The 24,446-nt window shown below is 38.5% G+C and carries 24 protein-coding genes and 1 tRNA gene; 11 read left to right on the plus strand and 14 right to left on the minus strand.

Annotation, left to right across the window (positions count from 1 at the left end; all coding sequences use genetic code 11):
* Positions 1 to 3 precede the first annotated feature (3 nt).
* The 8 genes from HRT55_RS01425 to lolB all read right to left on the minus strand — a co-directional run bounded on the left by HRT55_RS01425 (position 4) and on the right by lolB (position 6,335).
* A tRNA-Met gene (locus HRT55_RS01425) sits at positions 4 to 80 on the minus strand.
* Positions 81 to 284: 204 nt separating this feature from the next.
* Entirely contained in the window at positions 285 to 626 is a 342-nt protein-coding gene (locus HRT55_RS01430) for a DUF3718 domain-containing protein (protein WP_291618295.1), read from the minus strand.
* Between the two features lie 313 nt (positions 627 to 939).
* On the minus strand, positions 940 to 2,031 hold the full coding sequence (gene ychF, locus HRT55_RS01435) for a redox-regulated ATPase YchF (RefSeq protein WP_291618297.1): 1,092 nt from the start codon (positions 2,029 to 2,031) through the stop codon (positions 940 to 942).
* A gap of 62 nt (positions 2,032 to 2,093) precedes the next feature.
* Positions 2,094 to 2,678: an aminoacyl-tRNA hydrolase gene (pth, locus tag HRT55_RS01440; RefSeq protein WP_291612147.1), complete on the minus strand. Its 585-nt coding sequence runs from the start codon at positions 2,676 to 2,678 to the stop codon at positions 2,094 to 2,096.
* A gap of 30 nt (positions 2,679 to 2,708) precedes the next feature.
* Positions 2,709 to 3,338, minus strand: coding sequence for a 50S ribosomal protein L25/general stress protein Ctc (locus HRT55_RS01445; protein ID WP_291618300.1), 630 nt, complete (start codon positions 3,336 to 3,338; stop codon positions 2,709 to 2,711).
* 306 nt (positions 3,339 to 3,644) lie between these two features.
* The gene (locus HRT55_RS01450; protein ID WP_291612199.1) at positions 3,645 to 4,589 is read right to left on the minus strand and encodes a ribose-phosphate pyrophosphokinase; all 945 of its coding nucleotides are present in this window, start codon (positions 4,587 to 4,589) and stop codon (positions 3,645 to 3,647) included.
* Positions 4,590 to 4,749: 160 nt separating this feature from the next.
* The gene (gene ispE / locus HRT55_RS01455; protein WP_291618302.1) at positions 4,750 to 5,646 is read right to left on the minus strand and encodes a 4-(cytidine 5'-diphospho)-2-C-methyl-D-erythritol kinase; all 897 of its coding nucleotides are present in this window, start codon (positions 5,644 to 5,646) and stop codon (positions 4,750 to 4,752) included.
* A 44-nt stretch (positions 5,647 to 5,690) separates the two neighbouring features.
* Complete coding sequence (gene lolB, locus HRT55_RS01460; protein ID WP_291618304.1) at positions 5,691 to 6,335, minus strand: lipoprotein insertase outer membrane protein LolB; 645 nt, start codon at positions 6,333 to 6,335, stop codon at positions 5,691 to 5,693.
* 194 nt (positions 6,336 to 6,529) lie between these two features.
* Between lolB and hemA the strand changes: the two genes are divergently transcribed.
* The 7 genes from hemA (at position 6,530) to kdsA (ending at position 13,936) form a co-directional block, all read left to right on the plus strand.
* A complete protein-coding gene (gene hemA / locus HRT55_RS01465) occupies positions 6,530 to 7,798 on the plus strand; it encodes a glutamyl-tRNA reductase (protein WP_291618307.1) in 1,269 nt (422 codons plus the stop codon).
* Between the two features lie 552 nt (positions 7,799 to 8,350).
* On the plus strand, positions 8,351 to 9,439 hold the full coding sequence (gene prfA, locus HRT55_RS01470; protein WP_291618309.1) for a peptide chain release factor 1: 1,089 nt from the start codon (positions 8,351 to 8,353) through the stop codon (positions 9,437 to 9,439).
* A gap of 17 nt (positions 9,440 to 9,456) precedes the next feature.
* A complete protein-coding gene (gene prmC / locus HRT55_RS01475; protein WP_291618803.1) occupies positions 9,457 to 10,314 on the plus strand; it encodes a peptide chain release factor N(5)-glutamine methyltransferase in 858 nt (285 codons plus the stop codon).
* Between the two features lie 119 nt (positions 10,315 to 10,433).
* The gene (locus HRT55_RS01480) at positions 10,434 to 10,799 is read left to right on the plus strand and encodes a SirB2 family protein (protein WP_291618310.1); all 366 of its coding nucleotides are present in this window, start codon (positions 10,434 to 10,436) and stop codon (positions 10,797 to 10,799) included.
* 60 nt (positions 10,800 to 10,859) lie between these two features.
* Positions 10,860 to 11,681, plus strand: a complete 822-nt coding sequence (locus tag HRT55_RS01485) for a tetratricopeptide repeat protein (RefSeq protein WP_291618312.1) — start codon at positions 10,860 to 10,862, stop codon at positions 11,679 to 11,681.
* A 41-nt stretch (positions 11,682 to 11,722) separates the two neighbouring features.
* Positions 11,723 to 12,985 carry a DUF819 family protein gene (locus HRT55_RS01490; protein WP_291618805.1) on the plus strand — a complete coding sequence of 421 codons (1,263 nt, stop codon included), beginning with the start codon at positions 11,723 to 11,725 and terminating at the stop codon, positions 12,983 to 12,985.
* Between the two features lie 108 nt (positions 12,986 to 13,093).
* Positions 13,094 to 13,936, plus strand: coding sequence for a 3-deoxy-8-phosphooctulonate synthase (gene kdsA / locus HRT55_RS01495; RefSeq protein ID WP_291618314.1), 843 nt, complete (start codon positions 13,094 to 13,096; stop codon positions 13,934 to 13,936).
* Between the two features lie 511 nt (positions 13,937 to 14,447).
* Here the strand turns inward: kdsA and HRT55_RS01500 are convergent.
* Entirely contained in the window at positions 14,448 to 14,735 is a 288-nt protein-coding gene (locus tag HRT55_RS01500; RefSeq protein ID WP_291618316.1) for a hypothetical protein, read from the minus strand.
* A 320-nt stretch (positions 14,736 to 15,055) separates the two neighbouring features.
* On the opposite strand from HRT55_RS01500, the gene HRT55_RS01505 reads away from it, so the two are divergent.
* From HRT55_RS01505 to rlmM, 4 genes are all read left to right on the plus strand, one after another.
* A complete protein-coding gene (locus tag HRT55_RS01505; RefSeq protein WP_291618318.1) occupies positions 15,056 to 15,988 on the plus strand; it encodes a transcriptional regulator GcvA in 933 nt (310 codons plus the stop codon).
* Positions 15,988 to 16,758, plus strand: a complete 771-nt coding sequence (locus HRT55_RS01510; protein WP_291618320.1) for an alpha/beta family hydrolase — start codon at positions 15,988 to 15,990, stop codon at positions 16,756 to 16,758. The genes HRT55_RS01505 and HRT55_RS01510 overlap by 1 nt, the downstream gene beginning before the upstream one ends.
* On the plus strand, positions 16,755 to 17,195 hold the full coding sequence (locus HRT55_RS01515; RefSeq protein ID WP_291618322.1) for a DUF423 domain-containing protein: 441 nt from the start codon (positions 16,755 to 16,757) through the stop codon (positions 17,193 to 17,195). Before HRT55_RS01510 ends, HRT55_RS01515 begins: the two co-directional genes overlap by 4 nt.
* Positions 17,196 to 17,272: 77 nt before the next feature.
* Positions 17,273 to 18,379 carry a 23S rRNA (cytidine(2498)-2'-O)-methyltransferase RlmM gene (gene rlmM / locus HRT55_RS01520; RefSeq protein ID WP_291618324.1) on the plus strand — a complete coding sequence of 369 codons (1,107 nt, stop codon included), beginning with the start codon at positions 17,273 to 17,275 and terminating at the stop codon, positions 18,377 to 18,379.
* Between the two features lie 117 nt (positions 18,380 to 18,496).
* Here rlmM and HRT55_RS01525 read toward each other — a convergent pair whose 3' ends face one another.
* The 5 genes from HRT55_RS01525 to HRT55_RS01545 form a co-directional block, all read right to left on the minus strand.
* Entirely contained in the window at positions 18,497 to 19,504 is a 1,008-nt protein-coding gene (locus HRT55_RS01525) for an isocitrate dehydrogenase (RefSeq protein WP_291618326.1), read from the minus strand.
* Positions 19,505 to 19,810: 306 nt separating this feature from the next.
* On the minus strand, positions 19,811 to 20,236 hold the full coding sequence (locus HRT55_RS01530; protein ID WP_291612177.1) for a DUF3192 domain-containing protein: 426 nt from the start codon (positions 20,234 to 20,236) through the stop codon (positions 19,811 to 19,813).
* Positions 20,237 to 20,255: 19 nt separating this feature from the next.
* Positions 20,256 to 21,128 (minus strand): flap endonuclease Xni, encoded by an 873-nt coding sequence (gene xni, locus HRT55_RS01535; protein WP_291612179.1) that lies wholly within the window; start codon positions 21,126 to 21,128, stop codon positions 20,256 to 20,258.
* A 2-nt stretch (positions 21,129 to 21,130) separates the two neighbouring features.
* Positions 21,131 to 22,477, minus strand: a complete 1,347-nt coding sequence (gene ppnN / locus HRT55_RS01540; RefSeq protein ID WP_291618328.1) for a nucleotide 5'-monophosphate nucleosidase PpnN — start codon at positions 22,475 to 22,477, stop codon at positions 21,131 to 21,133.
* Between the two features lie 94 nt (positions 22,478 to 22,571).
* Positions 22,572 to 24,182 (minus strand): GGDEF domain-containing protein, encoded by a 1,611-nt coding sequence (locus tag HRT55_RS01545; protein WP_291618330.1) that lies wholly within the window; start codon positions 24,180 to 24,182, stop codon positions 22,572 to 22,574.
* Between the last annotated feature and the right edge of the window lie 264 nt (positions 24,183 to 24,446).

The raw sequence follows: 24,446 nt of genomic DNA on the forward strand, positions 1-24,446 counted from the left end.
AAATGGTGGCTACACCGGGACTCGAACCTGGGACCCCATCATTATGAGTGATGTGCTCTAACCAACTGAGCTATGTAGCCTTTACCAACCTGCTCGGTAGCAAGTGCGGCGTATTATGCTGACCTACCTTCCATCCGTCAACCGTTTTTTTATAAAATATTGTATTTTTTATTTGTTTGCTTATTGCTTGTGCGATATGACGGTAAACTATGCAAAAAAAGGTGAGAAACACATTATCCATTGGAACGGATATTGCGTTTCTATATATAAGGAATAGGAGCTGCTTATCTATCTCTTGCTTCTTCAGCTAAATGTGCGGAGTATTTTGCTAAGTTATCTATTTCTGCTTTAACTTTTTTAGAAGGTAACTTACCAATAATGAATTCGCCCACTTCTAAAGCGTTAGATTTAGCGGCAAATATTAATAAAGTATTGCCGTTACATTCAAGCCCTTTATAAATATTACGAATCTTTAGTTTATTTTGCTTTAAGAATGACCTTAGTCGACTTTTATCATTTGCTTGAACATATTCGCAAATACGCAACGATAAGCCTTCTGCTTGAGCAGGTGCTGCGGTAATAACACTTGTAGCTAATAGGATGGGTAATAAAATAAATTTTTTCATTGTTGTACCTTATTATTTTTTAATTTATAAATTAATTGCAACAAAGAAATTGTAGTTCATAAGCTTAGTTATTGTATTCCTGAGTAGAATTAACCTTGACTATCGTTCTAATTTCTTTGATATAACAGAGGGTATTTTAATTGTATATACAATTAAAACAAGCCTTTATTGATATGCTATCGGAGTTAACTAGTGCTTAACTTAAAGTTTCCTGTTTAGAAGCGATACTTGCTAGAACCTTACAGGCACAAAAAAGGCCCATCAAAGATGAGCCCTTTTAAACAATAAAATTGTTTACTGGTTAATAGCTAAGTTACACATTAAAACGGAAGTGGATCACATCGCCATCTTTTACGAGGTAACTTTTACCTTCTAAGCGCCACTTACCAGCTTCTTTAGCACCTGACTCGCCATTGAACTCGATAAAGTCATCATAGCCAACGATTTCAGCGCGGATAAAGCCTTTTTCAAAGTCCGTATGAATAACACCAGCTGCTTGTGGTGCGGTAGCATTTTGTTTGACTGTCCATGCACGTACTTCTTTTACACCCGCAGTGAAATAAGTTTGCAAGTGTAGTAAAGAATAACCGGCATTGATAACACGATTAAGACCGGGTTCTTCTAAGCCTAAATCAGCCATAAATTCAGCTCTGTCTTCGTCATCCATTTCAGACAATTCGCTCTCAATTTCAGCACAAACAGCAACAACGATAGCACCTTCTGCATCCGCTATCTTTTGTACTACATCAAGGTATGGGTTATTTTCAAAACCATCATCATTGACATTAGCGATATACATAGTCGGTTTGATTGTTAAAAAGTTTAAGTACTCGACCGCCGCTTTTTCTTCTTTGGATAACTCCAATGAACGAATCATGTTACCGTCTTCAACATGTTTTAATATTTTTTGTAATACAGGCATTTCAAATTTAGCGTCTTTATCTCCGCCTTTAGCTTTCTTAGCTAAACGAAAAATTGCGCGCTCTGCTGTGTCCATATCAGATAAAGCTAATTCAGTATTGATCACATCAATATCATCTGCGGGATCAATTTTATTGGCAACGTGAATGATGTTGTCATTATCAAAACAGCGTACAACATGGCCAATGGCATCAGTTTCACGAATATTAGCTAAAAACTTGTTACCTAAACCTTCACCTTTTGATGCACCAGCAACAAGACCGGCAATATCAACAAATTCCATTGTGGTGGCTAAGACACGCTCAGGTTTAACTATTGCAGTTAATTTATCTAAGCGAGGATCGGGTACCGGTACTACGCCAGTATTTGGCTCAATAGTACAAAACGGGAAGTTTGCCGCTTCAATACCTGCTTTGGTAAGTGCATTGAATAGTGTTGATTTACCGACGTTAGGCAAGCCAACGATACCACATTTAAAACCCATAATTTTTACCTACTGATTAGTTGCTAACACATAGTTACTAGCGTGTATTTACTTGTGTATATTTATTCGGCTTTAAAAGAGTGTAAGCGGTTTTGCGCTTTCTTTAAGTCGTCTTTTAACCAAATATCCAAACATCGACTGGCTTCGTCGATTGCTTGTTCAATTTTTGCTTGTTCTGCACTCGGCGCTTTACCCAGTACATGACCCGTTACTTTATCGCGGTGACCTGGATGGTCAATGCCAATACGTAACCGGTAAAAATCTCTATTATTAGCCATGCGATCGATAATATCGCGCAAGCCATTATGACCACCGTGGCCACCACCTTTTTTAATTTTACAAACTCCGGGTTGCATATCTAATTCATCATGGGCAACAAGGATTTCATCTACCGACATTTTATAAAAATTAGCTAATGGTGCAACTGCTTGACCGCTACGATTCATAAACGTGGTTGGAATTAATAAGTGGACAAGGTTTCCCGCAATTAACCCTTTACCATAAAGGCCAGAGTACTTTTTTTCGGGACGGAGGGATATGTTATGGCTACGTGCTAGTTCTTCGACGAACCAAACACCTGCATTGTGGCGTGTTTTGCTATATTCGGGACCAGGATTACCCAGCCCCGCAATTAGTTTAATAGTCATTATTTATAATATTATAAATGAATGTAGCTATTATTCAGCAGCTGGAGCTTCTGCTGCTGGAGCTTCTTCGTCATCAACTACTTTAGCAGCTTTAGGTGCTTTAGAAGAAACAACAGCTAAATCATGCTCTTCGCCTTTTGCTAATTCGTCAGAAGTTACGCCTGCAGGGAAGGTAACATCAGATAAATGTAAAGTTTGACCAAGTTTTAAACCGGCTAAGTCAATTGTAATGAACTCAGGTAAGTCTTTTGGTAAACAAGTGATAGCGATTTCATTCATGTGGTGAGCAATGTTCGCACCAGATTTAGCTGCTTCATCTTCATTAATGAAGTGAATAGCAGTCTTTGCATGAACAACATGGTTTGCATCAATGCGGATGAAATCTAAATGCATTACCAATTGCTTGAACGGGTGACGTTGCATGTCTTTAATTAAACACTCAACTGGCTCACCAGCAATGTTTAATGTTAATACTTGCGTGTAGAATGTCTCTTCTTGTTGAGCACGGAATACATCTTTGTGCGCTAAAGTTAAAGATACAGATTCTTTGTTTTCACCGTAAAGGATAGCAGGAACTTTGTCCGCGTGACGTAGGCGGCGGCTCGCACCTTTCCCTAAATCAGTACGTACTTCAGCTTCTAATGTTAATAAATCAGTCATTTTAATACTCTTCTGTTATATAAGTTATAAAACTTAAAAATTAAGTCTTGTTTTTTGCGACCAAAAACAAGGAGACACCATTTTACCTAAGTAAACTAAGTTATAAATAACTAAAGCATTAGATAAAAAAGGCGCGGTACAATAACATTTAGGCCAGGAAAAAGCTATTAAATAAAGAGATTAATTATGTGCGTTAGTGATGAGTGCTTATATGAGGGGGAGGTAATAAATAGCGAAAAGGAGAAAATAAAAAAGCAGCCTTTATAGGGCTGCTTTTTCGCAATATAAGTAATTATTCGCTAGGAATTAATCAAACATTGCTGATATAGATTCTTCATTACTTACACGGCGAATCGCTTCACTAAGCATGCCGCTTAAAGTCAATTGACGAACCATTTTAAGTTCTTTGATTTCATCAGAAAGTGGAATTGAATCAGTTACTACTACTTCATCAAGAACAGAGTCTCTAAGGTTTTGTGCTGCATTACCTGATAATACTGGGTGAGTAGCATAAGCAATAACACGTTTTGCGCCATGTTCTTTTAATGCTTCAGCTGCTTTGGCTAACGTGCCGCCAGTATCAATCATATCATCAACAATAATACAGTCACGACCAGCAACATCACCAATGATATGCATAACTTGCGCAACGTTCGCTTTCGGGCGACGTTTATCGATAATGGCTAAGTCAGCGTCATCAAGAAGTTTAGCTACTGCACGAGCACGCACAACACCACCGATATCAGGAGAAACAATCACAGGATTGTCTAACTTACGGCTTTTCATGTCTTCTAATAATATTGGTGTACCAAAAGCATTATCAACAGGCACATCAAAGAACCCTTGAATTTGCTCGGCATGTAGATCAACCGTTAGTACACGGTCAACACCAACGCTTGATAAGAAGTCAGCAACTACTTTTGCAGTAATTGGTACACGAGCACTACGTACACGTCTGTCTTGGCGAGCATAACCAAAATAAGGGATTACAGCAGTGATACGGCCAGCGGAGGCACGACGCAAAGCGTCTATCATTACAATTAATTCCATTAAGTTATTATTGGTTGGAGCACAGGTTGATTGAATAATAAAAACATCCGCACCACGGACGTTTTCATTTATCTCAACACAAATTTCACCATCACTAAAACTACCGACTGTAGCATCGCCTAGAGGCATATAAAGGCGATCACAAATTTTCTTGGCCAGTTCAGGGGTGGCATTACCCGCAAAAATCTTCATGTCAGGCACTTTCGATTCCTCAGAAATATTTGACATTAATAGTAGACTCTTTGATTGATAAGTAATCATCGAGCAGTATAACGCTTACTTAACTATGGCTGTCTTATTACACACAATAGTGTGTTTAAAAATAGCTGTTATAGTCAAGTTCGCAAATTTTGGTCATTATTTATATGCTCAATGATAGCTTTGCTATTACAGAACATAAAGGTGACTTATTAAGCCCCTGCGCGACAAAAGAGCTTACTCCTTTTGGAAGTTTCGCTTGTAATGAACGCGCCTCTTGCTGACTAGAAAAACGGCTGAAAACACACGCACCGGTTCCTGTCATTCTTGAGGGTGCGTATTCTACCAACCAAGCCAGCAACTTGGCAACCTCAGGATAGTGTTTTATTACTAATGTTTGACAATCATTATGGAATTTATCACTGATAAAGTCACGAGTATCAAGGGCTGAAGGGGATAATCTCTTGGTTTTTCGGGGAAGGTCTGCGGCGGTAAAAACTTGTTGAGTAGAAATGCTGCATTCAGGTTTAGTAATTAAGTACCAAGGCTCTTCGGGATCCATCGCTGTGAGCTTTTCACCGACTCCCTGGGCAAAAGCGGCAAAACCATGAATAAATATAGGCACATCAGCACCAAGGCTCAAGCCCAATGTCGCTAAGTCACTGGTTGATAATTGACACTGCCATAATGTATTAAGCGCAACTAAAACGGTAGCTGCATTGGATGAACCACCGCCCAAACCGCCTCCCATAGGCAGTATTTTATTAATACTTATTTGCACACCCAAAGGACTATTAGCTTTTTTCTTTAATAATCGCGCCGCTTTTACAATTAAGTTATCTTCATTGTTAACGCCTTCAATAGGGGTCAATAAATCTATGGTTGGTTTCTCGGTGGCAGTTAATGTGAGCGTGTCGCTATGATCTATAAATTGAAACAGTGTTTCTAAATTGTGGTAACCATCATCACGTTGTCCAACAATATGTAAAAATAAATTAATTTTTGCCGGAGATGGGAATTCAATGGCTTTATTGAGAAATGAGTTTGAAGAGCTAGTCATTTAGAAGTTCTACTTTTTAAAGTGTAAGTTACTAGGCTTGGTTATTAATCGGCTACGGACCAATTGTTAACGGAAATTTTAATTAATAGGTCATCTTTTTTAATAGAAAATTTAGTGGCTAAGGTGTAGCCATTAATTTGCTGGTAGTTACCATAGCTGACTTGCCATAAATCATTATTATAATGGCTTGATAAGGTTTGTGGTAGCTGAGTAGATTTGTGATAACTAATATCATCACTTTCTTGATAGGGAATACCTTTAAGCCAATATGTTAATGCTTGTGTCGGTAGGGTTAAACCGGCAATCGAGTGAATAAGTGCTGCTAGATCTTTGCCATGATAGGTTTTGCCGTCTACTTGGATTGTATGATTGTTAGCATTCGAGTCGAGTTGTAAAACATTGATGCCTAAAAAAGTGGTTAAACTGAGCTGTTGTTGGTCTTTTTTTTCGTTAACTCGCCACGATAATGTTGCGCTACGACGTGAGTTGGTGTCAATAAATGCTATTTTCCCTGTTATTTTCCATTGCTGCAATTGTTGTAGCTTGGCAATTCTTTGTTGAGGTGTTTGCTTTATTAACACCTGATTTTCTTTACTGGTCAAAGTGCTACAGCCTGAAAGTACCAGGGTAAACAAGGCCAGGGTAAATAAGTAAGGTGGATATAGGGCAGTATTAAAAAGTTTAATCATTAAAGTAAGTCATTAAAACGATGATAATGGTTATTGGAACATAGCTTTTTGGCCTTTGTAAATAGCAGTAGTATTTTTAGGGTCTTTTATCACAGATCATATTTTAATAGCTGATCTTGGGTTATACTTGCGGCACGAGTTAAAACAAGTTTTCTAAAACTTGTCGGAAATGTTTACAAAATAGGTTTATTACTTTGTCCATAGTTGCTGTTGGAATTAATCATAAAACTGCGCCTGTTGCGGTAAGAGAAAAAATATCTTTTAATCCAGATAAACTTTCTACCGCGCTAAAAGAAATGCTTGAAGCCGTGCAGTGCCGTGAAGTTGCGATACTTTCTACCTGTAATAGAACAGAATTATACCTAGTACAAGATGGTGACTTTGATGTTACCCAGCAACGCCTTATTCAATGGCTAGAAAAATATCATAACGTACCAGCCTCAACCATTTTACCTAGCCTGTATTGGCATAAAGATCAGCAAGCCGTTAATCATATGATGCGCGTTGCCTGTGGTTTAGACTCGCTTGTTTTAGGTGAGCCACAAATCCTCGGTCAAATGAAACAAGCTTATAGTCAAGCTAAAGCTGCTGGCTCTATGTCATTGATTATGGAACGGTTATTCCAACGTACTTTTGGTGTAGCAAAGCAAGTTCGCACTGAAACCGAAATAGGTGCTAGTGCGGTCTCCGTTGCTTTTGCCTCAGTAAACTTAGCCAAACATATTTTTGGCGGTCTTGAAAAAACTAAAGTATTACTTGTTGGTGCGGGTGATACTATTGAGTTAGTTGCCAAACATTTATATGAAAACAATGTCGGTAAAATCACCGTGGCCAATAGAACACTGGCTCGTGCTGAAAATATGGCTAAAAAAATTGGTGCAGATGTCATCACCTTAGCGCAAATACCAGAACATATGTGTCATGCTGATATTGTTATCAGCTCTACCGGCTCTACTTTACCTATCATTGGTAAAGGTATGGTTGAACAAGCTTTAGCATCGCGTAAACATCAACCTATTTTTATGGTTGATCTTGCCGTACCTCGTGATATAGAAGAACAAGTTTCAGAGCTTGAAGATGTATTTTTATATACCGTTGATGACTTACAAGGCATTATTGCCAAGAATATAGAAAACCGCCGTAAAGCAGCTGTAGAAGCAGAAAGTATTGTTAATAGCCAGTCTGATAATTTTATGGCTTGGCTACGTGGTTTAAATACTCAAGATACGGTTATTAGTTATCGTAAACAATGTATTGACAATCGTGATGTCTTACTTGAAAAAGCACTGATTCAATTAAGAAATGGTAAAAATTCTGAAGCCGTTCTAGGTGAACTTGCCACTAAACTCACTAATAAATTTATGCACGCTCCTACTAGTGCTCTCCAGTCCGCTGCTCAAGGTGGCGAGCTTGATAAACTACTTTATCTGCGCGATATTTTTAATATTGATCCTCAAGACTAGTACCTTAGCCACTATCCTTACTATTACTTAAATACACTTCTTGGCAAAAGTCATTTTAATTGCCACTTATCTCCTGAATTTTGACTGGTAACGGCTATACAAGCTAATACCCATTCCAATAAATTACATCCCTATGCACTTGGATCAGGATCGTCACCTCCGTGGTGTTTTAATCGGAGGTCCAAAGTCTTAATAGCAATGGTTCTTCGATCAGAGACTTCGAAGATGACGTTTACAAAGAGTTACTGAGTAAACTACAGAGGCATGATAAATTATTACCCACTTGTGCGGGGTAAAGTACACCAAGGCTGCGTTGCTTTCTATCACACACGTCAGCTATTGATCTATTGAGTGAGCAATCGATCGCCTTGCTTTGATTTACTTTCCTGTGCACAACAAGGCCACAAACTTAATGGAATTAGTGTAAGTATTACTGACTCAGGCAACAGTCTATCTAGCTACATTTTTACTCGAACATGGTGGATTGCATTACTACTGTGTTAGAATAACAATAATTTAGTTTTTCCTTATTTTAAGTATAAGAACATTTTAATGAAATCATCAGTTTATCAAAAGCTTGAAGTGCTAGTAGAGCGTTTCGAAGAAGTGCAAGCCTTATTATCCGATCCTGAAACTATTAGCAATCAAGACAAGTTTCGTACTTTATCCCAAGAGTTTAAACAGCTTGATGCCGTGACTTCAGTTTTTAATAATTATAAAAGTGCTGAAGGTGATTTTGAGACTGCTGAGATGATGCTTAAAGATGAAGATCCTGATATGCGAGAAATGGCCCAGGAAGAATACAAAGACGCGAAAAAAGCGGTTGCGGATATTGCCGATGAATTACAAGTTTTATTACTACCACGCGATCCAAAGGACGATAACAACTGTTTTGTGGAAATTCGTGCCGGTGCTGGTGGCGACGAAGCAGCTATTTTTGCTGGTGATTTATTTAGAATGTATAGTCGTTATTCAGAAAAGAAAGGCTGGAAAATTGAGGTAATGAACTGCAACGAAAGTGAGCAGGGCGGTTATAAAGAAATGATCATGAAAATCAATGGCGAAGGCGTTTACGGCCATATGAAATTTGAATCAGGCGGTCATCGTGTACAACGTGTACCAGAAACTGAATCACAAGGTCGAGTACACACCTCAGCTTGTACCGTGGTTGTTATGCCTGAAATGCCAGAAGCAGATGCCATTGAAATCAATAAAGCTGATTTGAAAATTGATACTTTCCGTGCTTCAGGCGCGGGTGGTCAGCATGTTAACAAAACCGATTCTGCTATTCGAATTACCCATATTCCTTCGGGCGTTGTGGTTGAGTGTCAAGAACAACGTTCACAGCATAAAAACAGAGCTCAAGCGATGTCTGTGCTGCAAGCACGCCTTCAACAAGCTGAAGATGAAAAACGCCGTAGTGAGGAAGAGTCATCACGTCGTAATTTAGTTGCCAGTGGTGACCGTTCTGAACGTATTCGTACATATAACTTCCCGCAAGGTCGTATGAGTGATCATCGTATCAACCTAACCTTATATCGTTTAAACGAAATTATGGAAGGCAGCTTGCATTTGATTATGGAACCGATAATGCAGGAAAACCAAGCTGACTTATTAGCTGAATTAGCTAGCCAAAATTAGTTTTACTTTTGTCAGTCATGCCAGAGAAAAATATCACCATAGCCAATTGCATAGCGCATGGGCAGAAGCAATTAGCTGATAGTTCAGATAGTGCTAAACTCGATGCACAAATCCTCTTGGCTTTTGTGCTAAATAAAGAACACAGTTACTTGCTTACTTGGCCTGAAAAAAAGCTTGCTAAGCAAGTTGAACAGCAGTTCCTAGCCTTATTGCAAAGACGTTTTTTAGGTGAGCCAATTGCCTATATCGTTGGAGTAAAGGAGTTTTGGTCACTGCCTTTTTGGGTTTCACCCGCAACACTTATTCCCCGTCCAGATACTGAGATCTTGGTTGAATCAGTGCTCGAGAATTTTGGCGAGGTAAAATCATTACAATGCTTAGATCTCGGTACGGGGACTGGCGCAATAGCACTAGCACTTGCATCAGAGCAACCTAACTGGGAAATTGATGCTATCGATTTTAGCCTTGATGCGGTGCAACTTGCCAAGAAAAATGCTGAAAATTTACAATTAACGCAAGTCAATATTTTTCAGAGTAATTGGTTTAGTTCAGTTAATGAGCGCAGGTATGAAGTGATTGTTTCCAATCCTCCTTATATCGATGACTTGGACGAAAACCTAAGTCAAGGCGATGTGCGTTTTGAGCCTAAATCAGCATTAGTTGCTAGTGAACATGGCCTTGGTGATATTAAGCATATTGCGCAACAAGCACTAAGGTTTTTTAAAGCTCAAGGTGCACTCTTTTTTGAACATGGTTTTGAACAAGGTCAAGCAGTACGCAATATATTAACCGATTTAGGATATGCTAATGCCCAAACGGTAAGAGACCTGAACGGCCATGAACGCATTACTTGGGCTACTTCGCCTGATTCTTAGTATGGATTTATCGATTTTAAATCATTTATTCATCATTTATAAATCATTTAACGTTTTAACCTTAAATAATTTGATAACTTAAGCTTGCAAATTTATAGGCGAGCAATAAAGGAAAGCCATTGAAACACTTACATATAACCCTAGCAGTACTAAGCGTCGCTTTATTTACTTATCGCTTTATTTTAACTTTAATTGAATCTGAAAAGCTTGATCGTAAGTGGCTGAAGATTAGCCCTCATGTTATTGATACATTTTTACTTATTGCCGGTATTTCGTTGGCAGTAAAGCTACATTTCAACCCAATGGAGCACATGTGGTTAGCTGAAAAGATTTTAGCTTTGTTTGCTTATATCTTTACCGGATATTACACCTTGAAATTAGCGCGTAATAAGCCAATGAGAATCCTTGGCTTTCTCGGCGCAATCGGTTGGGTAATGCTGATAGTACGTCTAGCTATGACCAGAGAAGCGGTTTTTTTCATCTAATAATTAGTACCAGTTGAGTCTACCAAACAAGTAAAGTACGGGGTCATGTAATAAGCTGTTATGAATGAATTGTTTTTATCAGAATTAAAGTCAGTAGATAAAGATTTACTGCAAAAACTTGTTTTACTTGAAGAGCATATTTTTGCCGATAGCGGGCAAGTTCCGGATCAAACGGCGGCATCACTCGATAGTTTAGAAACAATTATCAGTCAGTGTGTTGCTGTCGTTAATGAAATTGAATCGCCAGTAGAGAAAGCTGAAGCTTTACTTAATGAATTGTACTTTCAGCATTTATTTATTGATAGGTATCAAACTCGTTGGCCTATTTCTGCTTACAGTGTCGCTAAAGGTTTGAATCAACGCGCTATGTCACCCATTGTTAAGGCAGCTTTGGTCAAAGAGATTATTATCGCTTGTGGCTTTGAAATAGACTTAGTGTTTATTCCAAATAAAATTATGATGCGCCTATGCTGTGATGAGCAGTACGCTATTATTTTTGATGCGGTAACTGGCGAGTCACTAGACTGGACTGAGCTGGATATACGTTTAGATGACTTAGACGGCGACCCAGGGGAGCAAGACTTAAAAGCTATCGATGATAATGTCGCCTTGGTTGAGCACCTTTCTGCTCTGAAAAATACTCTCATTCGTGAGCAGGTATTTGATAAGGCGCTAACTTGTGTTGACGTTATCTTGTCATTAACCCCGGACGACCCGTTGCAACGCAGAGATCGTGGCTTTTTGCTCCACCAGCTTGATTGTTTTAAAGTGGCGGTGGATGATTATCGCTACTTTGTTGAGCAATGTCCTAAAGATCCCGCAGCGAAAATATTAAAAATTCAACTTGAAAAAATTGATGTCGGTAATAACATCCTTCACTAATTTTTTTTACATCATCAAAAATAAAAATAAAAGGTTAAATGATGCAAGACAATATTGTGGCGAATGCGCCACTCATTACCAATGACGCAGTAGTACTCGGTATTTTGACCCTTATTCTGGGCTTTGTATTCTATACCTCTAATAGTAAAAACTCTGTTTGCCAAAAATTTTATAAGTATGTACCTGCATTATTAATGTGTTACTTATTGCCTTCGCTATTAAATACCTTTGGCATCGTGAGTGCCGAAGTTAGTAAAGTTGATGACGTGGCAAAATACTTCCTGCTACCCGCTTGTTTAGTGCTGTTAACATTAAGTATTGATATTAAAGCTATTGTAGGGCTAGGTAGTAAAGCGCTAATTATGTTCATAACCGGTACCGTTGGCGTTGTTATTGGTGGGCCAATTTCTTTATTAATTGTCTCGGCAATTTGGCCAGAGTTAATAGGTGTTACCGGTCCTGAAGCTGTTTGGCGTGGTATGGCGGCACTTGCCGGTAGCTGGATTGGTGGCGGCGCAAACATGTTGGCAATGAAAGAAATTTTTGAAGCCGACGGTAAAATATTTACCATCATGGTAACGGTAGATATTGTCGTGGCAAATCTTTGGATGGCTTGTTTACTTTATATTGCGGCTAACCATAAGGCTATTGATGCTAAAAGTGGTGCTGATACCTCGGGTATTGACAAACTTATTGCCACAGTGGAAGCCAATGAACGAGAGCATAAAAGAACTCCAGAGCTAAAAGACTTTATGCTTATTATTGCCGTCGCTTTTGGTGCTGCTGGTTTTGCACATTTATTGGCTGACTTATTGGTACCATTTTTCCAACTTAATTACCCAGAGTTGAAAAAATTCAGCTTACACAGCAAGTTATTCTGGATTATTGTCGTAGTAACCACTATCGGCTTAACATTGTCATTTACTAAAGTAAGACAGCTTGAACATGCCGGTGCTTCAAAAGTGGGTAGTAGCTTCTTATATATTTTAGTTGCCACCATAGGTTTGCACATGGATATCACGCAAATTGCCGAAGCACCTAAATACGTGGTTATTGGTTTAATTTGGATGGCAATACACATTATTTTATTGTTTATCGTCGGTAGAATGATTAAAGCTCCAATCTTCTATTTAGCCGTAGGCAGTAAAGCAAATATTGGTGGAGCAGCATCGGCTCCGGTTATTGCTTCGGCATTCCATCCATCATTAGCGCCTGTTGGTGTGTTACTTGCCGTACTAGGCTATGCCTTAGGTACTTACATGGCTTGGATATGTGGACAACTATTACGAATTATTGGTAGTTAATGTTTAACTAATTAACGTGTTACAGTAAGCTAACAACTACTGAATGACTTTTACTAAAAGCGTAAAATATAGTGATATTTTACGCTTTTTTATATCTAGGATTAAATTATGACAATTACATCAGTTTCGGTTAAAGGTATTGAGGTTGCTAATGAGCAACCTTTCGTACTTTTTGGTGGTATGAACGTACTTGAATCACGTGACCTTGCCATGAAAATCGCTGAGCATTATGTTGAAGTTACCCAGAAGCTTGGCATTCCCTATGTATTTAAGGCTTCATTTGATAAAGCTAATCGATCTTCGGTAAACTCTTATCGTGGTCCAGGCTTAGATGAAGGTTTGAAAATTTTTGAAGAAATCAAAGCAACCTTTAATGTACCGATTATCACTGATGTACATGAGTCTTACCAAGCTCAGCCGGTAAGTGAAGTTGTTGATGTCATTCAATTACCAGCATTTTTAGCCAGACAAACCGATCTGGTGGTCGCAATGGCTAAAACAGGTGCTGTCATTAATGTTAAGAAACCACAATTTCTTGCCGCTCATGAGATGAAACATATCATCACCAAATTTTCTGAAGCTGGTAATGAGAACATTATTTTATGTGAGCGTGGCAGTTGTTATGGTTATAACAACCTTGTCGTTGATATGTTAGCAATGGATGAGATGAAAAGTTACGCGCCAGTGATATTTGATGCTACCCACGCTTTACAAAAACCTGGTGGTCGCAGTGACAGTGCAGGTGGTCGTCGTGCTCAAGCTGCTCAGTTAGCCCGTAGTGGCATGGCAATAGGTATCGCAGGTTTGTTTATTGAAGCGCACCCTGATCCTAGTGCAGCTAAATGCGATGGTCCTTGTGCATTACCCCTTGATAAACTTGAACCTTACTTAGCTCAAATGAAAGCCATAGATGATTTAGTGAAGAGTTTTAAGCCATTAATTACAGATTAGCGTTACTTATTAAAGCTTTGGATTAGCTTAAGGGGGGGAATCGCTAGGTGAGTTGCTGCTTTAATCTTTATTGGTTTGTTCAGCGATAACTTTTAGCTAAGCGAAACTTTGAGATAACAAGAATATAAGCCAATAAAAAAGGTGTCCTAGGACACCTTTTTTATTGGTCGATCTTAAAGATTAAGATCTTATACCAATTCCATTAAATTATTGCCCACTTGTGCGGGTAAAATACGCCAAAGCGGCGTTGCTCTCAATCCCAATAGCCAGCTATTGGTCAATCGAACGCCTTGCTTAGATTTATTTTTCCTGTGCACAATAAGGTCACAAACTTAATTAAACTGGTATTACTTCAGTAATGTGCGAGCATTTTGAAATATGTTAGTATATTTACTTTTAATTAAGGCTCAAGAGTACCTTTCAAAGGGCTCTGGTAGCCGATAATAACTACATTAGTCGAACCAATACTCTGATGCTAATGTTGCTATCATGACAGTGTAGCTCAATCTAATTATTCAGCAATTAAACTTGCTTTAGTTAAGGTAAAAGACTTATTTTGGTTCGCCATTTGCTTTTGTTTAGCAAGGCCTGAGTCTGTTGTCTGTTGAGTAAAACTGATTTTAATTGGCGCTAAAGAAAGCTTTAGGCTGTTATGTGCGGCACTAGTCAGTTGAGTTTGATTAATTGGCTCAGCTTTAACAAGTGCCGATTTTGGTATCGCAGCTGTGGCTGCAGTACTCAATAAAGTAGTGGCGAATAATGCGACAAGTAAGTTAGTTTTTTTAATGATTTGTTTCATGTTTATGTCCTGTATATAACCTAATAATAAATTTTTTATTCCCTGTAGATTTATTAGGACCTTTTCTCGCGCTGGTTTTACTCTTCAAAATAAAGCGCGTGGGTTGGGAGCACACGCTGTACCTGAGTTTCATAAAACGTTGAGATGATGTCCTTCATCTACGGTGTGAATAATACGCAAGTTGATGAAAAAATAAAAATGACTTAAATTAATGTTATTCATTAGAAAAACTAATGAATAATTGTTATGCTTAGTTTGTAGGTTTTTATGCACGTTTAAAGTGCGAATTTTTAATTATATGGAAAGGTTCTAGGTGAATTTTGGCTAATAGACTCCCACCACTAAACGCTTTGCGCGCATTTGAAGCATCGGCAAGGCAGCTGAGCTTTACCCGAGCAGCAGAAGAGCTTTTTGTCACCCAAGCGGCAATAAGTCATCAAATTAAATCTTTAGAAGAGCATTTAGGCATTAAATTGTTTATGCGAAAAAATCGTGCCCTGCTCCTCTCCGAGGAAGGGCAGTCATATTATTTGGATATAAAAGATATTTTCAGCTCTATACATGATGCTACGGAGCGATTATTAGCGCGTGGTGCTAAAGGGGCGATAACAGTCAGTTCACAAGCGAGTTTTGCTATTCAATGGTTAGTGCCCAGGTTGACGACCTTCAATGCTCTACATGAAGATATTGATGTTAGGATTAAAGCTGTCGATCAAGCGGAGAACTCACTTACCGAAGATGTTGATGTTGCCATATATTATGGTCGGGGACGTTGGCCAAACATTCATGCTGATAAGTTGAATACTGAATATCTTATTCCCGTTTGTTCGCCATTATTAATGCAAGAAAATGCTGCTAATGGTAAACCACCACTGTTGTCATTAGATGATTTATCAAAACACAATTTACTCCATGACACCTCTCGTAGAGATTGGAAACGCTGGTTCAAACAAGTTGGCGTTAAAGGAGCTAATGTTAATCACGGGCCTATTTTTAGTCATTCAGCTATGGTTTTACAAGCAGCTTTACACGGGCAAGGGGTTGCTTTGGCTTACAGTGTATTAGCTAAGCCTGATATTGATTCTGGACGATTAGTTTGTCCTTTTAATGATGTGTTAGTGAGTAAAAATGCTTATTTCATTGTATGTCGTGAAAACCAGAAAGATAATGGTAAAATTGCTGCCTTTAGAAAGTGGATGTTAGACATGGTTGAAGCAGAGCAAGAGCAAATCACCGATGGACAGATAAATTAATGGCTTCAATGCAAGAAAAGAGACAAGTAAATATTCAAGTAAAACCACAAGTTATAAGTGGAGTAGATGGCAGTGATATCAATATAATTTGGGATACTGTCGACAACGCTACAGCACAGGTGATTTTTGCTCATGGTGCTGGCGCTAATATGACTCACGAGTTTATGGCTGAAATTGCCTTATTACTTAATAAGGTAAGTATCAATGTAATACGTTTTAATTTTCCCTTTATGGATAAAAGGGCACTTACGGGTAAAAAATATCCCCCAGATAGAATGCCTAAGTTGTTGCCTTGCTATCAAGCCGTTGTAGAGCATGTAGTTAAACACAGCAATAGTAAGGTTCTGCCTTTGTTTATTGGCGGAAAATCAATGGGATCTCGAGTAGCTGCAAGTTTAGTGGCGGATCCTGAGGTATTAAAAGCCAATCTTCTCAATAAAATATCCGCTGTTATTTGTTTAGGTTATCCGTTTCACCCGACGAAAAAACCAGAAAAGCTTCGCCTTGAACCTTTGTTTGGTGCCTGTAAGCCCGTCCTCATTGTTCAGGGTGACCGCGATACCTTGGGCAATAAAGAAGAGATCCTTAGCTATCAGTTGGCTGAGCACTGTCAGTGTGTGTTTTTACCTGATGGCGATCACAGCTTCAAACCTAGAGTTAAATCAGGTTTTACTTTGCAGGCTCATATGAAACGTGCTGTTGAGGAAATTCTCCACTTTATTAATCAGGTACTTGTCGATAGCAAAGTCGAGCATGAGGAAAAGTTATGAGCAACACTAATATGAACAGCACTAATATAGATAAGCAGCCGCTAAAACTAGCGGCTACCAGTACTTTAGTTAAAAGTATGATGATTTTTGTTGGTATCAGTGGCTGTTTTTCTGTACTATTCGGCGCTTGGCTGGCTCATGGCGGTCAAACATTACCAGTAAAGGTACAGTCTAGCTTAGCAACCGCACTACAATATCAATTTTTTCATACACTTGCGTTATTAGTAACATTAGTTTGGCTGAAAGTAACTAAACCCTCTAAGGTATTAGTTAGTGCTTGTATTGCTTTTTTCACCGGAATTTTGCTTTTTTGCGGCGTAATATATATTAAATCATTTTCTGAACTTGCACTTATCGGTAAGTTAACCCCTTTCGGTGGTATTGCGTTTGCGCTAGGTTGGCTATTACTCGCATTTGAAAGTAAAAATAATTTTTAACTACAGTATTTGTAGTGTTAATACTCTTTGGTCCATTGTTAATTTCGACCATAAGATATACAAGGTAAAAACAACATATGACTTCCATCGTATTATTTTGTCGTCCAGGCTTTGAAAAAGAGTGTGGTGCAGAAATCCAAGAAAAAGCTGCTTGGAATGAAATGTATGGCTATTTAGAGCTAAAGAAAAATAAAGGCATCGTTTTTTTTCACCTACAAGAAAGTAAACATGGCGAAGAATTAATGAATAAGTTGCCGCTTAAGCGACTTATTTTCGCTCGTCAGTGGTTTGTTACGGTAACGGAAACAATAGCATTACCTGACTACAATCGTGTTGAAGCTATTATTGAAGCACTAGGCTCTGATTGGCAATATAGCGATTTACGTATGGAAATGGCTGATGATAATGATGGTAAGGCCTTAAGTAAGTTTTGTCGAAAACTTTCTGTGCCTTTACGTCAAGCTTTGCGTAAAAATAAAGTGCTTACTCAGAAAAGTAATAATTCAGCAGATGACCCCGATGGTGCTATTTTACATGCGCTATTTCTTACCGGACAGGAAGTCATTTTAGGCTTTTCATTAGCCCGTAATAGTTCACCCCATGTCATGGGAATTCCGAGATTAAAGTTTCCTAGTGCATCACCGAGTCGTTCTACGTTGAAACTTGATGAAGCCTTTTTATATTTTATTCCTCGTGATGAGTGGGATGAACGGTTAACTTCAGGTATGAACGCTGTTGATTTAGGCTCCGCCCCTGGAGGTTGGACTTATCAGCTAGTGCGCCGTGGTATGATGGTTACCGCAATAGATAATGGCCCTATGGCAGAGTCTTTAATGGAAACCGGTCAAGTAAAGCATAAAATGATGGATGGCTTTAAATACAGACCAATGAAGCACAATGTTCATTGGATGGTTTGCGATATGATCGAGAAGCCGCAGAGAGTCGCTAAGCTGATGAGTGAATGGTTACTTAAGGGGTATTGCAAAGAGGCGATGTTTAACTTGAAATTGCCAATGAAAGGCCGTTATCAACAAGTTACTAATGATCTACAGGCGATAAAAGATGCGTTTGTTAAACATAATGTCAAATATGAACTTTATGCCAAGCACCTGTATTATGATCGTGAAGAAATTACTGTCCATGCACGCTTACTTTCTCCAGCGCCGCTTAGGGAAAAAGATTAATCATTAGCGTTTTTTAAGCAACAGAGCTAATGACAAATAAAAAGCTATCTAGTTTATTAATTAACTAGATAGCTTTTTTTTTAGCGTAACGCTTAGCAGTGATTAATATGCTAGGTGTTATAGTCGCTCAAGTACCGCTTGAGTAAAGTCGGTAGTACCATGAGTACCGCCTAAATCACCTGTTGTTCTATCACCCGAGGCAATAACATCAGTGATAGCGGCTCTAATTTTCTCAGCTTTATCACCCATCTCTAAGTATTCAAGCATTTGAATTGCTGCTAAGATCACCGACGTTGGGTTGGCTAAGTTTTTACCGGCAATATCAGGAGCACTACCATGTACCGCTTCAAAAATTGCACAGTCTTCACCGATATTAGCGCCAGGTGCCATACCAAGACCGCCCACTAAACCTGCACATAAATCCGATAAAATATCGCCAAATAGGTTCGTTGTTACTATGACATCAAACTGCTCAGGATTCATCACCAATTGCATACAGCAATTATCGACAATCATTTCCGTTGATTCAATATCAGGGTAACGCTGAGCAACTTCTCGGGCAACCTTTAAAAATAAGCCTGAAGTTGATTTTAAAATGTTTGCTTTATGAACCGCAGTGACCTTCTTACGACCTTCTTTACGAGCAGTTTCATAAGCAAAGGTTAATATTTTTTCAGCACCATCACGGGTAATGATACTCATCGCTTGCGCTTCATTACCGTCGTCGGAGGTGATTTGGCCAACACCTGAGTACATACCTTGGGTATTTTCACGCACGGTTAGAATATCAATATTTTCATAACGTGCTTTAGTGCCTTTAAATGACAATACCGGACGAAGGTTTGCGTATAATTTAAATTGTTTACGCAAGGTTACATTGATTGAAGTAAAACCTTCGCCAACGGGGGTCGTTAACGGCCCTTTTAAGGTAACCTTATTTTTTTCTATTAGCTTAATTGTCTCTTCTGGTATTAATTCACCATGCTTTTCTAAGGCAGTTAAGCCAGCATCTGCGAATTCATATTCAAAATTACAACCTGCTTTATCTAATATTTTAATAGTGGCATCGATAATGCTCGGACCGATACCGTCGCCAGGAATTACCGTGATGGTTTTTTTAGTCATTAAGTTCACCTTGTCATCATATTTTGAAAGAAGTTATTTGAAATAATACGTCGCCTACTTATTTTTACTTAACAACGACATATATTTAATTAAATGCATAATACATAGCTGAGGGAAATTCACTCAGTTAAAATCGAGGAACTAAGTGGTCCGCTCAGTGCGTAATTGGGCGTTTTATATCATGGAAATGCTATGTATGCGAGCTTGAATGTTTTTATTGTTACCTGCAAAAGAGTAGGGTCTTTTGCAGGACTAACAAGTTAACTAATGATAGTAGAGGGTTACTAAGTCAGTATCAATTTGACTTTAGTCTATAATGGGTAGGTTGTTACCTATACTAAGGTGGTTTTTAATGATACCCCATTGCTCAGGGTAATTATCACCTAAACCAATTTCTTTGAGAATACCGTTAACAAAGAGCAAGAAGGTGCATTCATCTTGTGTGGTAATGCCATCAGATTTTACATGCTGAGTACGGTAAAACATTACTTGATAGCTAACTTCATCAACAGTTCTTGCCTCGGTAATATCAGGGCTACCTAACTGAGTTAATGCTTGTTCAAAAGTGAATTGCTCCAATTTAACCTTAGCAATGAATTGACGGTTATACGCCTCTCGGTCATCCCACTTCATTTTATCCGGACTGTCATCGTAAAAAGTGACAACAAGAGCGACAAATATGCCATAGACTGCTAGCGCAAGTAAAATTCGGCCGATTACTTTTTTATTCATAGTTTTTATCTTTCTGCATTTAGTTTCTATCGCCATTAATGGCAATTATATTATCATTAATTCCGGGGATAGGTGAAGACGTAGTTAAGCGGATATCTTTTAAATTAAAACCTAAAGGGATATCTTGTTTTAACGTTAGTAGTTTTCTGGCTAAATCCATTTGCTCAGTGCTATTTATTAACTTCTCTTTAAGTGATGGCTTAAGGTCTGTGGCGTTAAGTGTGGCCTTTAATGAACCATATTGGTTAAGTAATTTAGCCGCATTAACTTGGCCAATACCGCTTACGCCTTCAATTTTATTGGTGTTATCTCCCGTTAACGTCCAAAAATCTATCAGCTGCGAAGACTTAACATTAAATTTACTTTGCACGTGTTCCTCATCTAAGTAACGGCGATTAAAGTAATCATAAAGGTAAATGTTAGGGCTAAGTAGAGACAGGAAGCCTTTGTCTGTGGAAATTATAGTTACCTTTTGTCCATGAAATGCCATCTTTACCGCTAAGGTAGCAATAAGATCATCCGCTTCATCTTCATCAGAGGTTAGTGAATCGACACCTTGCTCCATAAAAGCGTCTTGAATACTTGTCAGTTTCTGCGCAAGGTGCTCCGGCATTTTTTTTCGGCCTTTTTTATAACCGTCGAAAAGCTGGTAACGCCAGCATGGCTGTTGACTATCAAAAACAGCTAGCGCATGACTTGGCTCATGCTGGTTGATAATCTTAACCAAGGCATTTACACAGTTTTTTTGCGTGTTAAAGAGTACCTGCTCTTGTGTGCTAGTTGATAATTCATCGCCGTGTTGCTGTTTTATTTGCATAAAGGGACGCTCTTGAACGGCGTACACACGACGAATTAAATTTAGCGCATCAATAAGTATTAAGTGAGCGGCCAATGTTAAGCCTCAATCACTTTATAACAGGGAATATATTCACTGCCAGGCAATTTCATCCGCTGTTGCCTTACAAAAGAGGCAAGTAGCTTATCCATTAATGCCATTATTTTTTTATCCCCTGATATTTCAAAAGGGCCAAATTCTCGGATGGCTTTGATGCCACCTGACTTTACGTTACCTGCCACTATACCAGAAAAAGCACGGCGTAGATTAGCCGCTAGCTCAGCCGTAGAAAGTTCATGGCTAATGGTTAGGTTTGCCATGTTTTCATGGGTTGGCTCAAAGGGGTGTTGAAAGTCCTCGGCTATCAAAAGTGACCAGTTGAAGTGATAAGCATCACCGGTTTTTTTTCTGTGGGCAAGGACCTTATCTAGGCCGCCTTTCATCACTTGCGCAACTTTAACTGCATCATCAACCACTATTTGATACAAGGATTGTGCTTTTTCACCTAAGGTAGCACCAATAAAAGTGTCTATTTCGTTAAAGTACTCAATGGCACTTGCCGGACCGGTCAGGATAATCGGTAATTGTTGCTCAGCATTTTCTTCGTTAAGCATAATTCCTAAAATATAGAGTAACTCTTCGGCAGTCCCTGCGCCGCCAGGAAAAATAATTATGCCATGTGACATACGCACAAAGGCTTCTAAACGTTTTTCAATATCCGGCATAATGACCAATTCATTCACTATGGCGTTTGGCGGCTCAGCAGCAATAATACTTGGCTCGGTTAAGCCAATATAGCGGCCTTCTTTATTACGTTGCTTAGCATGACCAATAGTAGCGCCTTTCATTGGGCCCTTCATGGCTCCAGGGCCACAACCAGTGCATATATTAAAGCCGCGTAAACCTAGTTGGTAACCGACAGCTTTAGTATATTTATACTCATTGTGTTTGATTGAGTGACCGCCCCAGCAGGTCACTAAATTAGGCTCAGTCTCGGGTAGGATAGCATTGGCATTTCTTAGGATATCGAAAGTTGCATCAGTAATAGCTTCTGACGATTTTGGCATTGCTCTGTAACGGCTATGAAGGAAGAGGATGTCGCGTAATACCGCTGAAAGATGTTCTCTAATACCTCTAATAATTTTATCATCGACAAAGGCATGCATGGGTGGATTCTTTAAATCAATTTTTACACCGCGTTCTCGCCTTAATACCTGTATTTCAAAGGTAAGGTATTTTTGATATATCTCTTCGGCATCATCAGTATTTGAGCCAGCGTTAAGTACGGCGAGAGAGCAATTTCGGTAAAGTGTATATAAAGGGCTACTAACAGATTGCTGCAGTTGATCTACTTCGGCTTGTGATAGCAAGTTCATATTACCAACAGGGTTAATTTGAGTATGCATAACTCACTCCTTTTATGCTGATTATCAATTATTATGAAAATAGCGCTGTTTTTTGAGGTGTTAAAAGCGGTACTTAAGTCACTATTTTTCTTAGTTACTTAACGTAAATAACTTGGTTTTTGCCTTGTTTTTTTGCTTTATACATTGCTTGGTCGGCACGTTCAAAAGCAATATGGATGTTATCATCCGGTTTTATATGGGTCGCACCAATTGAAAGGGTAATACTTACCTTATTATTTTTAAACTTAAAAGGTAGCCGAGCTATGTATTTATTCAGCGCATTTAGCTCTAGGGTTAAGGCTTTCTCTTGGGTTTTAGAATAAATTAAGACGAACTCTTCACCACCATAGCGGCCAACAAAAACCCCTTTACTGACATTTTTCACAATGGTATTCGCAATGACTTGCAGCGTTTTATCGCCAGCCGTATGACCATAGGTGTCATTAATCTTTTTAAAGTCATCAATATCAAGTACGACTAGCGCTAACTGGAACGGCTTATGATGAAAACGTACCATTGCTTTAGCAAAGTAATCATCAAAGGCCGCTCGGTTTGCCAATTTTGTCAGCGCATCGAGCATGCTTTTTCTTTGCTGCGCTATCAGTTTTTCTTCGAATATTCTGCTTTGCGCTTCTAGTTGATCAACTTTTGCAGACATATCATTAAGTTTATCTGCTAATTCTTGGTGACTTTGTTGCTCAAACTTTGATTTTTGCTCCAATGTACTGGCGATAAACTGTAGCTTTTCATTTATATCTTCTTTAACTTGATTTAATGATAATGCTTTTTCTACTGTGCCCGTCATATCAATCAATTGGCTTTGTAATTTCTGATTGATTTTTTCATTGGTTTTTTGAGATTTTTTTTGCGTAACTATCGTTTCTTTTACTGCGCTTTGCACCGTTGTTAGTGTCGCACTTAAATTTGTTAAAAAATTCTTAGCACTATTGTGTTCATCTTTAAAGTCGGCAACTATGACATCAAATATATCGATAAGGTGATTGAGTACTTCATCAGTGGACTTATCAGTCATTAGCTTTTTCTTAATCACTAATAACTCATTGGTATGTACTTTTGATAGTGGCAAAGAGCTAAGTGATGCCGATATTTTTTCAAGAATACTGGCGTCAAAAATAGCGACTTCATTTTCATTAGCTAACTGAGCAACTGGTGATGTTAGCTGAGACGCCGGTAAAAGGCCTTGCATAGGTAAACCGTTTTTGGCTTTTAGCGCGTGATCATAAAAAGCTAATAATTGACTTAGTAAAGGAATATATTGGATTAAGGCGTCTTTACTTTGTTTTGTTTTGGTTAACAACGCCCGCAGATCTCTGCGTAAATCACCGGGTAGTCCATTGATCTTCTGTAAATTCTCACCTGCTAGGTTAAATTGTTCATGCATATGAGAAATATTTTTCTCATTGGTTACGCTGTGTTGCTGTAATAATTTACTTATAACAGCAATCTTAGCTTCTATATCGCTAATGGGAGCCGATTTGGTGAATAACGTTCTTAACTGAGCTAAGCGGTTGTCTAATTCAAGATCAACACCTTTGGAAACGAGGGATAGTTTAGCAATGAATTGAATGAGCAGACTTGATTGCAGATTAAAATCTTCTTCTAGTAAACTTCGAGACTCGATTGCGGAATCAAGCTTTCTTTTTAATGCAACTAGTTGCTTTTTTGCAACAGAACTGTCATTCATAAAACCGATTCATCCTAAAGTCGAGTGAGGTCTAGTAGTAAGTAATTTACTTTGTTTATTGTTTCGCCATTTAAATAGTTTAAGGCGTGTACTTTGCTCTTAGTATAAGACAATTTATACCATAAAAACGTTATTTATCAATCTGGATGTGAAAAAAAGCAACTTTTATTACTTGATGTTAACTTTTAATAGCATTGAGTATTTCTTCGTTGTTAAAATAACTAAATCTTAAGACAGTCACTTTGTCTACCAATAATGAGAGAA

It is taken from the genome of Colwellia sp. (genome assembly GCF_013214175.1).
In the GTDB taxonomy this organism is placed as follows: Bacteria; Pseudomonadota; Gammaproteobacteria; order Enterobacterales; family Alteromonadaceae; genus Colwellia.

Coding starts and splice junctions, on each gene's coding strand:
- HRT55_RS01430 (WP_291618295.1), bottom strand. CDS start 626: ATGAAAAAATTTATTTTATTACCCATCCTATTAGCTACAAGTGTTATT.
- ychF (WP_291618297.1), bottom strand. CDS start 2,031: ATGGGTTTTAAATGTGGTATCGTTGGCTTGCCTAACGTCGGTAAATCA.
- pth (WP_291612147.1), bottom strand. CDS start 2,678: ATGACTATTAAACTAATTGCGGGGCTGGGTAATCCTGGTCCCGAATAT.
- HRT55_RS01445 (WP_291618300.1), bottom strand. CDS start 3,338: ATGACTGATTTATTAACATTAGAAGCTGAAGTACGTACTGATTTAGGG.
- ispE (WP_291618302.1), bottom strand. CDS start 5,646: ATGACTAGCTCTTCAAACTCATTTCTCAATAAAGCCATTGAATTCCCA.
- lolB (WP_291618304.1), bottom strand. CDS start 6,335: ATGATTAAACTTTTTAATACTGCCCTATATCCACCTTACTTATTTACC.
- prfA (WP_291618309.1), top strand. CDS start 8,351: ATGAAATCATCAGTTTATCAAAAGCTTGAAGTGCTAGTAGAGCGTTTC.
- prmC (WP_291618803.1), top strand. CDS start 9,457: ATGCCAGAGAAAAATATCACCATAGCCAATTGCATAGCGCATGGGCAG.
- HRT55_RS01485 (WP_291618312.1), top strand. CDS start 10,860: ATGAATGAATTGTTTTTATCAGAATTAAAGTCAGTAGATAAAGATTTA.
- HRT55_RS01490 (WP_291618805.1), top strand. CDS start 11,723: ATGCAAGACAATATTGTGGCGAATGCGCCACTCATTACCAATGACGCA.
- kdsA (WP_291618314.1), top strand. CDS start 13,094: ATGACAATTACATCAGTTTCGGTTAAAGGTATTGAGGTTGCTAATGAG.
- HRT55_RS01500 (WP_291618316.1), bottom strand. CDS start 14,735: ATGAAACAAATCATTAAAAAAACTAACTTACTTGTCGCATTATTCGCC.
- HRT55_RS01510 (WP_291618320.1), top strand. CDS start 15,988: ATGGCTTCAATGCAAGAAAAGAGACAAGTAAATATTCAAGTAAAACCA.
- HRT55_RS01515 (WP_291618322.1), top strand. CDS start 16,755: ATGAGCAACACTAATATGAACAGCACTAATATAGATAAGCAGCCGCTA.
- rlmM (WP_291618324.1), top strand. CDS start 17,273: ATGACTTCCATCGTATTATTTTGTCGTCCAGGCTTTGAAAAAGAGTGT.
- HRT55_RS01525 (WP_291618326.1), bottom strand. CDS start 19,504: ATGACTAAAAAAACCATCACGGTAATTCCTGGCGACGGTATCGGTCCG.
- HRT55_RS01530 (WP_291612177.1), bottom strand. CDS start 20,236: ATGAATAAAAAAGTAATCGGCCGAATTTTACTTGCGCTAGCAGTCTAT.
- ppnN (WP_291618328.1), bottom strand. CDS start 22,477: ATGCATACTCAAATTAACCCTGTTGGTAATATGAACTTGCTATCACAA.
- HRT55_RS01545 (WP_291618330.1), bottom strand. CDS start 24,182: ATGAATGACAGTTCTGTTGCAAAAAAGCAACTAGTTGCATTAAAAAGA.